Annotated in this window: 9 protein-coding genes; all 9 read left to right on the top strand. The window is 42.0% G+C overall.

The features are described 5' to 3' along the window. Nucleotides 1-371: 371 nt before the first annotated feature. The gene (locus ACL6C3_RS12215; RefSeq protein WP_413167436.1) at nucleotides 372-4,721 is read left to right on the top strand and encodes a tetratricopeptide repeat protein; all 4,350 of its coding nucleotides are present in this window, start codon (nucleotides 372-374) and stop codon (nucleotides 4,719-4,721) included. A 70-nt stretch (nucleotides 4,722-4,791) separates the two neighbouring features. Further along, nucleotides 4,792-5,616, top strand: a complete 825-nt coding sequence (locus ACL6C3_RS12210; RefSeq protein WP_413167435.1) for a putative capsular polysaccharide synthesis family protein — start codon at nucleotides 4,792-4,794, stop codon at nucleotides 5,614-5,616. Nucleotides 5,617-5,652: 36 nt separating this feature from the next. Then, entirely contained in the window at nucleotides 5,653-7,041 is a 1,389-nt protein-coding gene (locus ACL6C3_RS12205) for a tetratricopeptide repeat protein (protein ID WP_413167434.1), read from the top strand. An 83-nt stretch (nucleotides 7,042-7,124) separates the two neighbouring features. Then, nucleotides 7,125-8,063, top strand: a complete 939-nt coding sequence (locus tag ACL6C3_RS12200) for a glycosyltransferase (protein ID WP_413167433.1) — start codon at nucleotides 7,125-7,127, stop codon at nucleotides 8,061-8,063. 20 nt (nucleotides 8,064-8,083) lie between these two features. After that, nucleotides 8,084-10,429 carry a glycosyltransferase gene (locus ACL6C3_RS12195; RefSeq protein ID WP_413167432.1) on the top strand — a complete coding sequence of 782 codons (2,346 nt, stop codon included), beginning with the start codon at nucleotides 8,084-8,086 and terminating at the stop codon, nucleotides 10,427-10,429. 53 nt (nucleotides 10,430-10,482) lie between these two features. Beyond that, nucleotides 10,483-11,265, top strand: a complete 783-nt coding sequence (locus ACL6C3_RS12190) for a Stf0 family sulfotransferase (RefSeq protein ID WP_413167431.1) — start codon at nucleotides 10,483-10,485, stop codon at nucleotides 11,263-11,265. A 37-nt stretch (nucleotides 11,266-11,302) separates the two neighbouring features. Next, a complete protein-coding gene (locus tag ACL6C3_RS12185) occupies nucleotides 11,303-12,517 on the top strand; it encodes a sulfotransferase domain-containing protein (RefSeq protein WP_413167430.1) in 1,215 nt (404 codons plus the stop codon). An 87-nt stretch (nucleotides 12,518-12,604) separates the two neighbouring features. Next, on the top strand, nucleotides 12,605-13,354 hold the full coding sequence (locus tag ACL6C3_RS12180) for a sulfotransferase family 2 domain-containing protein (protein ID WP_413167429.1): 750 nt from the start codon (nucleotides 12,605-12,607) through the stop codon (nucleotides 13,352-13,354). A 3-nt stretch (nucleotides 13,355-13,357) separates the two neighbouring features. Continuing rightward, nucleotides 13,358-13,633: a sulfotransferase domain-containing protein gene (locus ACL6C3_RS12175; protein ID WP_413167428.1), complete on the top strand. Its 276-nt coding sequence runs from the start codon at nucleotides 13,358-13,360 to the stop codon at nucleotides 13,631-13,633. Nucleotides 13,634-13,682 lie beyond the last annotated feature (49 nt).

Raw genomic sequence — 13,682 nt, 5'->3', positions numbered from 1 at the left:
CGAATCCCTTTATCACTTTACCGCGATTGTGACCTCCTGACTCACAATAAATGTAAATACTCCGATCGCGGGAGGGCTAGGGGCTGAGTGCAACAACGATGGGCTTTTGGTAAAGGTTGTATCAAGATGTGATTAATTTCAGTCAAAAAACTTGACGATAGTAGTTACCTGGTTGATAATCAAGTTTAGGGCGCATTTCAAACACTCGATATAAACTTTGATACAAAGACTTTGAGCCACGCTTGCTCTAGGTTGTAATATTCGGATTTTGGAGATTTTGTTGCTCCGGCTTAAGCGATCAGCCCGGAGTAATCTCAAAAGCATAGATTCAGAGCTTGCTCTGTCCTGATTTAACACACAATCAATAGATAATGATCAGAAAGTCTCAGAAAGAAGTTTTCTCTGACGGCAAAAACTCCTATGAACTCAAACCGGATGTTAATTCAGTGCAGATCCACTATAAGCTTGCCAGATTGATGGTACAACAGGGACGGATTGACGAAGCCATTCCCTATTACCAAAAAATCCTACATAATCATCCCACACATCCGTCCGCCTGTCAAGAGTTGGGGAACATTTTCCTGAAATTGCAACGGGCCGAAGAAGCGATCGCTTGTTACCGTCAAGCCTTAGAAATTGAGTCGAATCAGCCCCAAATTTATCATAATTTAGGGGAAGCCTTCTCCCAATTGGAGAACTGGACTGAAGCCATTGATGCCTATCGCCAAGCGATTAAATTGCGGCCAGATTTCTGCTGGTCTTACAACAATTTAGCCGATATTTTCTTCAAACTCGGGCAATGGACAGAAGCGGCGAACACCTATCAACAGGCGATTCAACTCAATCCAGACTTTGGCTTATCCCATCATAAACTCGGAGAAGTTTATACAAAGCTTGAACGGTGGGAAAAAGCAATTTATGCTTATCAAAATGCAGCCCGTTTAAATCCCGATTTTATTTGGTCTCAGTTTAACCTGGGTCAACTCCTCAATCAACAAAATCGTTGGCAAGAGGCGATTATTCCCCTAGAAAAAGCGATAGAATTAGAGCCGAATTTTGAATGGTCTCATTATTATTTAGCCGAAGCTCACTCGAACTTACAACAGTGGGAAAAAGCGATTGCAGCCTATCGAAAAGCGATTGAAATTAAACCCAATTTTGCCTTAGCTTGTGGTCGGTTGGGGGATGCGTTAATTCAGCAGCAGCAATGGTCGGAAGCGATTATTTGTTATCAGAAAGCAACGGAAATCGATCCGGTTCTCAATGTTTCTTTTTACCGCAATTTAGAATTAGCAAAAGCCAGAATTAATCCGACGGCTTCCCAACTTGAACCCCTGGTCAACAAACAAAATCAATGGCCTTATATTTCCGTTCAACCGTTTGTTCCCCCGAAGACCTTACCCGATGGTCGTCCCTGGCCAAAAATCTCCGTCATTACCCCCTCTTACAACCAAGGAGAATTTATCGAGGAAACCATTTTATCGGTGATTCATCAAAATTACCCCAATTTGGAATATATTCTCATCGATGGCGGTTCCACCGATGAAACAATGACGGTCGTCAACCAATATCGCCGATATTTGAGTTACGTCGTCAGCGAACCGGATAAAGGTCAGAGTAACGCCCTCAACAAAGGATTTCAACGGGCAACCGGGGAAATTGTCACCTGGTTGAACAGCGATGACCGCTTTGCACCCGGAGCGCTGTATGCCGCAGCATTAGCTTTCTACACCAGCGACGCCGATGTGGTTGCCGGAGTCTGTCAGATCTTTCAGCAACAACAAGAGGTCTTGCATCACGTCACCTCCTGCCCGCCCGGAACGATGTCTTTAACAGATATCCTCGATGTGGAGAACAGTTGGTTGAGCGGGAAATTCTTCCATCAACCTGAAGTGCTGTTTACCCGTGCCATCTGGGAAAAAACCGGGGGTTCGGTGGATGAATCGCTATATTATAGCATGGATTATGAAATGTGGGCAAGATTTGCTGCGGCCGGCGCCAAAATTCATCCCATCACCCATCCCATTGCCCAGTTTCGGATGCACGAAGCCCAAAAAACCAGCGCCACCGAAAAGTATAAACCGGAACTGCTGGCAACCCGAGATCGGCTTCGCACCCGCTTCTTAAAAAATCAACAGATTTCCAGCCCACAGTCTTCGCCCCCGGTGGAACCCCCGCCCAAACGCCATCAACTGCGGGTTATTTTATTGAGTGACTTGGGCTTTTCGGGGGGCGCCGGTATTGCTCACGAACAAATTGGGCGGGCTTTGGCAACGGCGGGACATCAAGTGATTCCCATTGTCGGGGCTTCGGGATGGAAACCCGAACCGATTGAATTTTCCGCCGAAAAAGCGATGGAATTAATTTCCTGTATAGAACCGGATTTGGTAGTATTGGGAAATCTGCACAATATTCAAGAAAGTGTGGAATTATTGGAACGGATTTGTCAGAAATACCCGACCATTTTTGTAATGCACGACCAGTGGTTATTGACCGGGCGTTGTGCCTATACGGGGAACTGTGATCGGTATAAAACCTCTTGCGATCGCCATTGTCCGACTTTCGATCAATATCCGGCTTTGACACCGGAAAAAATTCAACCCACCTTTGAACAAAAACGTCAAATTTTAGTTAACAATGAGAATTTGTTGGTGTTGGCAAATAGTCAATGGACGATGAACTGGGCGAGGCAAGCGTTGAGGTCGAGTTTATCGGGAAAACAGCCGGATTTACTCAAAAAAAGAATTCAGAAGATTACTCTGGGAATTGACCTCGATATTTTTAAACCCCGAGATAAACAAGCGTGCAGAAAACGGTTGGGTTTGCCCGAAGATCGGTTTATTATTCTCACGGGTTCGACCTCGCTCAAGGATGAACGCAAGGGCGGAAAATATTTGATTGAAGCCTTAAAGCTTGCCAACTTAGACAATATTTTATTGGTGGGTTTTGGTTACGGTTCTCCCGAAGTTGAAGGGTTAAATTTTGAAATTCTACATACCGGATTTATTCAAAACCGGAACATACTCGCTTACTATTACAGTGCGGCCGATTTGTTTGTCGGCGCCAGCTTAGAAGAAACGTTGGGATTAACGTTTGTAGAAGCCGCAGCCTGCGGTACGCCAGCCGTTGGGTATGATACCGGCGGGGTAAAAGAGGCGATTTGTGATGGAGTAACCGGACGGTTAGTTGAGGAGAAAACTCCTGATGCTTTGGCGAAAATGATCGGGGAATTGTATCGGGATGAGCGACAGTTAAAACGGTTAAGTTGTTCGGCGCCGATTTCTGTCGCCAGTCATTTTTCTATTCGTTCGACCTATCAGAGTTTTGTTGTTGCTTTAGATCGGGTCAATTGGTTGGATAAACTGCAAATTGCTCCGATTAGTAAATTTGCCGTCACGCCGCCCCAACTAAGTCCTTCTTTGTGCGTGAAATATTTGGCAGAAAATCACGTTAAAGATGATATCATCGAAGGAATTTCGGGGAGTGTATTCGCCGGGTTTGCTTCTTTAGAGCCGCCCTATCCCGATTTAAACTTATTCGGGTCCAGTCGTTGGGCGCTGTGGCCTGAAAGCAAGTTTGTGATCGAAACGGAACGGCAACAGCGGGGACATTTAATTCTGGCTTATCGCAGTGTTTATCCGGGGCAAATTTTAGAAGTTTGGAGTCAGGATAAGTTAATTATCAAGACTTTAGTAGAAGCTTCGGAGATTCAACAGGAAAATCTGTTGACTTTCCCGGTGACTTTGGAAGCGGGACTGAACTTTTTTATCCTGAAAACCCATCAATTTACCGAAGATGATTCTCAGCGCAAGTTGGCGGTTTTAGTGGAAAAGATTACCTTTACCTCTGATTTAAACTGGCGTCAATTTGGCAACGGAAACCAACGGGGAGTGACAGAGAAAGTGATTTCAATGGATGGCACCTTACAAGGAACGGGGTGGTTCCCCTGGGAAAGCGCCAACGGCGTTCCCGTCCGGTGGATGGAACGGGTGGGGAGTGTCATTATTGACGGGATGGACGTTACCCAAGCTTTGCAGGTGGAAGTCCGGGTAAGAAGCACTGTCGCTCCCGAGTTTTTAGAAAACCTCACCCTCAAGGTGAATGGAAATTCCCTGACGGGGGAACTCGAACCCCGAGAAGACGGGAGTTGGCGACTGTCGGGACGGGTTTCCCCAGGGATATTAACCCCCCAAGCGCCTTTTGTGCTGTCGTTGCATTCTCCCGACGTCAAGCAGTTATCTCCCCAAGACTTCCGACGCGCCAGCGTGTTGGTTGAAGGGATGGTTTTGCAAGCGCTAGAAACCCCCCCGGAAACGCCTCCAGAATGGGTGATTTTCATGGATGAAAATTTACTGGGAAGCGGTTGGTTTTCGCCCGAGAAACGTCAGGGAGTGGCCGTTCGTTGGATGCAAAAAGTTGGGAGTCTGATGGTGGAAGGGGTAGATACCAGTCAATCCCTGCAAGTTCAAATTCACGGAATTAGCGCCGTAGAACAAGGGTTACTCGATACTTTGTGGGTGCGGATAAATGGGAATTTAGTTCCCGGTGCGGTTCGACATCAACCCGATGGAAAATGGCAGTTTGAGGGAGAAGTTCCCGCAGGGGTACTCCCTGAAAATACGCCGTTTTTATTGACAGTAGAAGCTTCTGAGGTTAAACCCCTTTCTTCAGAAGATCAACGGTTCGTCAGTGTATTGATACAGGAAATAAGATTTCGATAAATAACATAAGTTTGCTCGATATATTGTTATGATCAGAATCAACAATAAAGTTCTAGTCTACGATAGAAGCATGAAAGAACTATCTGTATCTACTCAGCCCTACCAAGGTCCTATTGCTGTTTATCAAATGGGAAAAGTAGGTTCTGAGAGCATTGTATTTTCCTTAAAGCGGCTAGGTATACCCAACGACATTTATCATATTCATGTACTGTATCCCGAGAATTTAAAGTTATCAATTCAACAACGTCAGGCTCTAAATTTGCCCCTGACTCTTCAAATGGAGCATAGTCAAGCTTTAAGAGAATATCTAGATAGAGGTGGTGCCGAAAAGTTAAGGGTAATTACAGCCGTTAGAGAACCAGTTAGTCAATTAATCTCATCAATTTTTCAAAATATTCAAGATGAACATCCGGATTTTATCGACGCAGAAGGCAATTGGAAACTCAACCCGATTAAAGATTTTGTTGTTCGGTCTGTTTTGAATTACGATAATAGGGCAAAATGGCAAAACTGTAACTGGTTTGATTACGAGTTTAAACCCGCACTCAACTTGGATGTATATCAAGAGGAGTTTAATAAAAGGGACGGCTATGCTGTTCTGGAGACCGAGGGAGTAAAAGTGTTAATTCTTCAGTTAGAAAATAGCAAAAATTGGGGCGAGATTATCTCAGATTTTTTAGAGTTAAAAGATAAATTAGAGATGGTAAAAGTGAATGATTCTGAACATAAAGCTTATCGAGAAGCCTATCAAAAAATTAGAGAAGAAATTACTTTGCCCGAAAGTGTATTAGCCAATATATATTCTTCTCAATACTGCCAGCATTTCTATACTGAAGAAATGATTGATCGGTTTATCAAGCGTTGGAGTTCATCGACTGTAAACTCAAAAATGTGAAAGCAATTAGAGGAAATAAAAAAGGAGGTTAAATCAATGGTAGAAATGCAAATTGAAGACAAAAATTACATGAATTTAGGAGCCAGTTTACTACTTGAGGGACAATATGAAGAAGCTGAAAAAGTTTATCGTCAAGGGATAGAATTGCAACCGGATGATCCTTGGGTTCATTGTAATTTGGGGCGGTCGCTTTTGTATCAAGGAAAAGTAGAAGAAGCAATTCCCCATTTACAAAATACAATTGAAATCGAACCCAATCTTGCCGAAGCTTACTACAATTTGGGAAATGCTTTCACCCGGCAAAATCGCTTTGAAGAAGCGGTAAATGCCTATAGAAAGGCAATAGAGTTAGAACCGGATCAATTTCTTTATCACCATCAGCTTGGAGACAGTTTCTTACTTCAGGGAAAATATAAAGAAGCGGTCAGTCCCTATCAGCAAGCCATTGAGTTAAATTCTCAATATCCTTGGTCTTTTCATAACTTGGGAAAAGCATTATCGGAGTTAGAAAGATGGTCTGAGGCGATCGCGATTTATGACCAATTTCTTCAACTTCAACCCGACTCAAAAGAGGTAGAAGCCCTGCGAACCTTTGCCATTCAGCAGTGTCAAGGATACCGAAAAACCGACTCGGAGCCTTCTTTCCAGCCTTCGGAAGAACCCGATCCCTGGTTGAACCATCACGAACAAGCCGATCGCCTGCGAGCAAACAACCAGTTGGATGAAGCGATCGCCGCTTACCGCCACGCGATTGATGTTAACCCGAGCTACACTTTATCCTATCAGAATTTGGGGGATGCTCTGCAAGAAAAGGGCTTACTGGATCGGGCGCTTTTAATGTATCAAGAGGCGGTTGAGTTTGTCGAGTCGGAAGACAGTCGCAACTATTTGAATGGGAAAATCAAGCAGTTAGAACATCAATTTCAGAGGATGGATCGTTTACTCTCTCAGTTATCCCCTTCTCAATTGACTTCAAAAGAGATAACAATTAATGCCGAGTTTCCCCTAACTCCAAGTCAGGGTTTCTCCAGTCAAGACTATGACCGATATGGAACTCCATTTCGCTGGACAATAGCCGGAAAACCTTTTGGATTCGATCTGTTTTGCGATCGCACTTATCCGAGAGAAATCTTACTTCAGCTTGTCAATCAATCCATCGAGAACCTGACTGTTTATTGTGTCGTCGATGATCGGGTTATTCCGTTGGAGCGAGGGCCAAGCGAAGATAAAAATTACGGGATATTTACGGGGACATTACCCGAAAGTCAGACTTCAGAAAACACTCGAATTGATTTGATAGCAGTTTCGGAAAATGAACGGTTAAATTCAACCAATCTATTGACGTTGAAAACCGAAAAAGATAAAATAGTTAGTGTGCCTTTCTTAAGGTTAATTTTAAAAGAACTAAGCCCCATATTTTCTTAATTAATCTAACGGGTTTTTTCTAGCATCAGGGTGATTCTATTCTCAAATTCAGCTTCACAAAAACCAAACAATTTTGAGATTTTATGCAAAGAATTGCCGCAACAATTTGTACATATAATCGCTATAACGTTCTGGCGAAGGCGATTGAGAGTGTCCGAAATCAAACCCTTTCCAAAGATCAGTACAAGATTTTGATTATTGACAACTCTCCCGATTATGAAAAAGCCAAAAAAGTACAGCAAGAATATCACGATCCGCCCTTTTTGATTTACCATATTGAAAGAATTCCGGGGTTGTCCAACGCTCGGAATGTGGCGGCCAAACTCTGCGAAACCGAATTCATTGCCTATCTCGATGATGATGCGATCGCCTGTCCCGAGTGGTTAGAAAAAATCGTGCAAGGTTTCGATCAATTTGGCACCGATGCGGCTGTTTTGGGGGGGAGAGTCGATCCCATGTGGGAAATTGAACGTCCCAGTTGGTTAGATGATACTTTACTCAGTTACGTTTCGGTGGTAAACTGGGGGGGAGAAATGCGAGTTGCCAAACCCGATGAATGGTTTGCGGGGGCAAATATTTCTTTCCGAACTCAAGACATTTTAGACAATGGCGGTTTTGATGTTTCTTTAGGGCGCATCGGAGGAGGAACATCACTGATGAGTAATGAAGAAATACATCTTCTCGACCAAATCAAAAGCAAAGGAAAACTAACCATTTATGCTCCGGAAGCTCAGGTAGACCACTTAGTAGAAAAAAAGCGATTAAATCACGCTTGGTTTCGCAAACGGGTAGCTTGGCAAGCCGTTTCAGACTATCAAATGGACTCGGAAAAAGCCATTGAAATGGCGCGGTCTGGATGGAACTTTCTCCTGGAATATTTCTTTGGATTACCCCCAAAAGAACGAACCATTCGAGGGCTGTTTTACGACACCGACGATCCGAAACAATTTCGAGAGCAACTGTGGGTACTGTCTACCTTCACAACAATGCTTTTAGCTGGGTTTAATGGTGTTGAGAAATAGAGCCAACCGGGAAAATAACCATGATTGATCTCAATTCAAATTCAAGCCTGAAAGAAACAGATATCCTCGTTCTTTCCCCGACACCAACTTATCCTTTAAACCAAGGAAATCGCAAACGAATCTATTCAGTTTGTCAACAATTGCGGAATCGGGGCGCGAGAATTCATTTTCTACATTATCCTCAAGATATTGTCGCTCATATCCCCAGTCAATGGTACAAGAAAATGGCGAATCAGTGGGATTCGTTTCACACCGTACCCACAACTCGCCCCGTACAAGCCCCCGCAATTGGGGAAGATCATCTCATCGATGAATGGTGGGATCAGGGGCTAGAAGATTATTTGAAATGGCTCTTTCAACACAATTATTATGATGCCTTTATTGTTAACTATACTTACTTAAGTAAAGCTTTTGAATTTGCTCCGGTTTATGTTTGTCGCATCCTCGACACACACGATCAATTCACCGGACGCAGACAATTATTAGAAAGTCAAGGCATCCGTCCCGAGTTTTTCTACACCACCGAAGACCAAGAAGCCATTGCATTAAAGCGGGCAAATTTAGTGTGGGCAATTAAAGAAGAAGAAGCGATCTTTTTCCGAAAATTGGCAGAAACTCCGGTTTGTACAATGCCCCACATTGAACCCCAAAAGCCCATTGAGAGAGTCCAAACCGAACAGGATAAAGACTACTTGGTGATTGGTATGATTGGGGTGGGAAACAGTATTAATACCATGAATGCCCGGGCTTTTATTGAACAAGTTCGGCCCCTATTTTTGAAATCCTTAGCGCCGATTAAAATCAAATTTGCCGGAAGTCTGTGTGAGAATTTACGAGACTTAGAAAACCTGTCCGGAATTGAACTAATGGGGCGGGTAGAAACCGTTGATGAGTTTTATCAAGCGGTGGATGTGGTGATTGTTCCCATGAGTTTTAGTACGGGATTAAAAATTAAAGCCGTGGAAGCTTTGGGAACCGCTTTACCCATTATTGCTCACCGTCACGCCTTTGAAGGAATTCCTTCCACTCATCCCTGTCATACCTGTGATAGCTTAGTAGAAATTGGCGAACGCTGCTTAGATTTGGCTTTCGATCGCAGCAAGCTTTCACTCTTGGCCGAAGCGACTCAAACCGCCTATATTCGGATGAAAAATCAGGTGGAGAATGCTATCAATTTAACGACGGATTACATCTTGCAAAATGTCGGGTTTATTGTTATCATTATTAATGAGCGGTTCTTCGCGGAACATTCACCGGAATATCACCATACCCTGCAAACGATTAACCATCTCAAACATCTCGCCCCTCTGATCTACTATGTCGATACTCCTTTAAATCAAAAAAAAGCAAGGCGACTGCACTGGTACGATCGAGAAGGACGGGTGATATTATCTCCGAAGGCAGCAGAAGCATCTGGGTTAAAAGAGAATAAATCTCTCGATTACGGTTCATCTCTGGGGATTTCTTGTGCGGTTTGGAGTTTGGAAGAACTCTGTACTCAGCGACAAATTCTCGCGTTGTGGCTGATGGAAATTCCCACCGAATTTCAGGGCGGAATTCCCGACTCGATGCAGGATATTCCCATATACGGGTTAACTGATGTACTGCGGAGTTATTCTCCAGTCGGGGAAGATTGGCAGCGCATCAAATGCCTGAAAGATTCCAAGAATTTAACCGTCGTTAATTGTGGTTTATCTGCCGCAAATTTCGAGCCATCTTGGATACCGGATGCTAAAATTGCAGTTGTTCCTTATTGGAAACAGCAGCCTTGGGAGGAGAAAGAACGCTGGCCGAAAACACCGGATTACGATAAACGGGTGATGATTCTGGCGCTTCCTCAATCCTTGGAATTAGCGGAAATGGTTTGGAGTTTATGCGGTAAACTGTTTCCAGAAAGTTTAAAACCAATGGTGTTTCTGGCGTCCGATGAACCGCTTAACGAGACGAATGGTGCCTCAGCATCCTGGCAACAAAATAGTCAATTTGTTCGCTCAATTGCCTCGGTTTCTGATTTGTATGAGAGTTTCATCGCTTGGGATCGAACCCCTTGGTTTGTGGTTGATTTGAGTTGTGAACATCTGGCGTTTGCCATTTATCGAGAAACCCTACTGCGAGTCGGAATTCCGCGAATTGTTCCCCAACAAAAAGCTTCTCTTTTACCTCAAGAAGATGACCTAAAGCCAGCATCGGGAATGGAGTTGGTGAGGGTGTTGGGACGGTTGGCAACCGAACCGGAGTATCTCGCACAAATGCAGGAAAAAAACCGTCAGAATGCGGAGTTGGCTTATGCAAATGATGCGGGGTGGTCGAGGATTTGGCGAGAAATCAGTCAGATTAAGAGAAAGCTCGAAGAAACTGTTTCATAGCTGCCAATAAAATTTGAAATTAATCAACAATTAGTTTAGTCGTTAACACTGAAATGGACAAGAAAACTTACGTCATCTGCACAACTGCACGTTCGGGGAGCAATCTACTTTGTGACTTGTTGGCTTCCTCAAAGATGATGGGGAATCCGAAAGAAGTTTTGAATGTAGACTCAATGCTACGTCCCTATTGTGAGAAGAATGGTTTATTTGAGCAGAATTCTCAGGTTTCCATGACGACTTACTTAGATCATATTGTCAACAGCCTTTCCTCAAAGAATAATGTTTTTGGGATGAAGGCTTTGTTCGATCAATTAGAACCTTTTTTAAGGTTAGAAGCAGTTAAGGAACTTTTACAAACAAGTAAGTTTATTTGGTTAGTGCGTCGAGATTTAGTGGCGCAGGCTGTCTCGATGTACATTGCAAGAGTAACCAATGAATGGACTTCTATGAACGAGAAACAGAACCAAGAAAAAGAGAATAAAAGTCGTCGGGATGACGTCCAGTATGACCGAGATAAAATTAATCACTTTATGGAATACCTGACGCAGCAAAATTTAAAACTGCTGGACTTTTTTGCAATTAATCAGATAGACTATTTGCAGGTTTACTATGAAGACATATTGGTGAATCCCAATCAAATCTGTCAAGAGATTTGCAAATTTTGTGACGTTGAAGTGGAACATGAGTTTTCTATAGATAGCGCAAGCTTCAAAAAGCAAGGAAATGAACTCAACGAAAAGCTAGCTACAAAATTTAGGCAAGAGTCTTCCTTAAACCTAAGTGTACAATTACAAGATACAGAGATCAACTTAAGAGAGATCACAATTATTAAATAAGGTAAAGATGCAAAACACTTAGAGGAGAGGGGTAGTTATGGTAAACGAAATTTTTGAAAAGTATTACCAGCAGGGACAGATCCAAGCCCAGCAACGTAAATGGGAAGAGGCAATTTGTAGCTATAAAAAGGCTATAGAAATTCAGCCCGAATCTCATCAGGCATATATTCAGCTAGGAGATGCGTTTAGAAGCTCTGGAAATTTAGATTGGTCTATTGACTGCTACATAAAGGCTGTTCAAATTGATCCTAAAGTAGGAGTTTCTTATGTTCGACTGAAGAGATTAATTGATCATCCAGATATACTGCCGAATCAGATTGAAAGGATTAGTCAATTTGGTCTAGAAGTTCTTAAGGAACGTGCGAATAATAAGCAGGCACAATCTATTGTTATTAACGGTTTAAGTTCCCTCGGAAAAGTGGAAGAGGCAATTAAGTTCTGTAAACAAATAGCTTATGAAAATAATGTGAGACTGAAACCAAATTTTGTTAAAAATCATTGGGATGAGTCCAACAAAAGGGAGCCACACTTCATTATTGCTGGCTTTATGAAGTGCGGTACAACTTCACTGTATGACTACATAGCCCAGCATCCGAACGTCTTGCCTGCAAGTCAGAAGGAAATCATGTTTTTTAACAATGAAAATTTATACGGATTGGGCTTAGACTGGTATCGAGCTAATTTTCCTCCAATTCCTGAAAACTCAACTTATTTAACTGGTGAAGCCAGCACTCTCTATGGCTTTGATTCAACTGTTGCTCAGAGATTACGAAAGGGATTTCCAAACATCAAACTGATTTTTATTTTAAGAAACCCTGTGGATCGAGCCATCTCGCATTACTTTTTTGATTTAAAGTCTCGTGGCTTAAGCACAAGTATAGATAAAATTGTAAGCTTAGGAATCAAGAAAGTTAGTCAGATGAAAAATGTTGAGCAGGACATTAATGGATGTAGAGGGGTTGTCTCAGCCGGGTTGTATGTTTATTTTCTTAAACAGTGGATGAATATTTTTCCCAAAGAGCAAATTTTAGTTTTAACATTAGAAGATTTGGCAAAAAATACTGAAGATGTTATGAACAGAGTTTTTAATTTTTTAGATTTACCGAGACACAGGATTCTGAAACCTACGAAAAACAATTCTGGTTCTTATAATTCTGTGAATGATGAGATACGTCTTCAGCTTTCTAGGTTTTTTAAACCCTATAATGAAGATCTGGAAAAACTGTTAGGAGAAGAGTTGTGCTGGCAATAAAATGCCAAAACCATCTGTTTATACGGTCTAATTAGAACGAATAAAAAAAATACAAAGCTTCAATTTAATGCAGTGAGAGGTAACACCATGACCGAATTAAATGTGCTAAATGATTCCAGCAAATACTATATTGAACTGGAAGAAAACTCTCGTATTTACTTAAGAGACGATCAAGGTTATATTACAAAGGAACGCTATCCTTGGATTGATCAGTTGATCGGCGTTAGACAAGTAAAACAAGGCTATGAAGTATTGTTTAAGATGAAGAGAGGTGACTATGCAAAATTTTTTATTGACTCTTCAGGACTTAAGCAAAAACGGCAGAATATTGATATAAAGTCTATTGACCAAGTAAGTGCTGATTTTCAAGTCGATTTAAGAAGTGGTCACCACCCCAAGCCTAACCAATTGATTGTTCACTGTAGCTATCACAAAGTTGCTACAACATTCTTTTCAGGCATTCTCAGAAGAGTAGCAAAGGACTATGGCTGGAATTTTCAAAAATGTAAGCAGCAGGAATTGCACTCAGAAACCGATATCTTCTTCCAGCAACATAGTAAAGTTAATTTTTCACAGTTACCTTCCTATGTAGGTTCTCATATCATCCGCGATCCGCGAGATATGATTATATCGGGTTACTTTTACCATCTTTGGTGTTCAGAAGAATGGTGTCATAAGAAAAAACAAGAATATGGTAATAAAAGCTATCAAGAGCTTCTAAATTCTCTTTCCAAAGATGAAGGAATTAAGGCAGAAATTAACCGGATGGCTAATGCGATCAAAAATATGGTTAATTGGGATTACTCCAATCCAAACATAGTGGAGATCAGACTATAAGATTTGGCAAAGGATGAGGTGGGAGTATTTACGAAAGTTTTTCAAAAGTATGGATTTAATGACGAGCAGCTAGATAGAGCAATGAAAATTGTAGAACAGCTTGGTTTTGAAAAGAGAGCAGGGCGAAAAAGAGGTGAAGAAGACAAGAAAAGTCATTTTCGCAAAGGTGTATCCGGAGATTGGAAAAAGCACTTCAATTCCGAGCATAAAAAGCTGTTTAAAAAAATGTATCCGGACGCACTTGTTAAGCTAGGGTATGAAGAAAATAATGACTGGTAAACTATTATTATTTATCTATTTTTGGAAGAGATATGCTATAATTTTTGTA

The organism is Capilliphycus salinus ALCB114379, assembly GCF_047276495.1.
GTDB lineage: Bacteria > Cyanobacteriota > Cyanobacteriia > Cyanobacteriales > Microcoleaceae > Capilliphycus > Capilliphycus salinus.
The sequence above is the reverse complement of the archived record's forward strand: the minus strand, read 5'-3'. Positions and strand labels throughout refer to the sequence as shown.

What these genes read in the sequence shown, in the direction of transcription:
- ACL6C3_RS12215 (WP_413167436.1), top strand. Translation starts at nt 372, where the DNA reads ATGATCAGAAAGTCTCAGAAAGAAGTTTTCTCTGACGGCAAAAACTCC.
- ACL6C3_RS12210 (WP_413167435.1), top strand. Translation starts at nt 4,792, where the DNA reads ATGAAAGAACTATCTGTATCTACTCAGCCCTACCAAGGTCCTATTGCT.
- ACL6C3_RS12205 (WP_413167434.1), top strand. Translation starts at nt 5,653, where the DNA reads ATGGTAGAAATGCAAATTGAAGACAAAAATTACATGAATTTAGGAGCC.
- ACL6C3_RS12200 (WP_413167433.1), top strand. Translation starts at nt 7,125, where the DNA reads ATGCAAAGAATTGCCGCAACAATTTGTACATATAATCGCTATAACGTT.
- ACL6C3_RS12195 (WP_413167432.1), top strand. Translation starts at nt 8,084, where the DNA reads ATGATTGATCTCAATTCAAATTCAAGCCTGAAAGAAACAGATATCCTC.
- ACL6C3_RS12190 (WP_413167431.1), top strand. Translation starts at nt 10,483, where the DNA reads ATGGACAAGAAAACTTACGTCATCTGCACAACTGCACGTTCGGGGAGC.
- ACL6C3_RS12185 (WP_413167430.1), top strand. Translation starts at nt 11,303, where the DNA reads ATGGTAAACGAAATTTTTGAAAAGTATTACCAGCAGGGACAGATCCAA.
- ACL6C3_RS12180 (WP_413167429.1), top strand. Translation starts at nt 12,605, where the DNA reads ATGACCGAATTAAATGTGCTAAATGATTCCAGCAAATACTATATTGAA.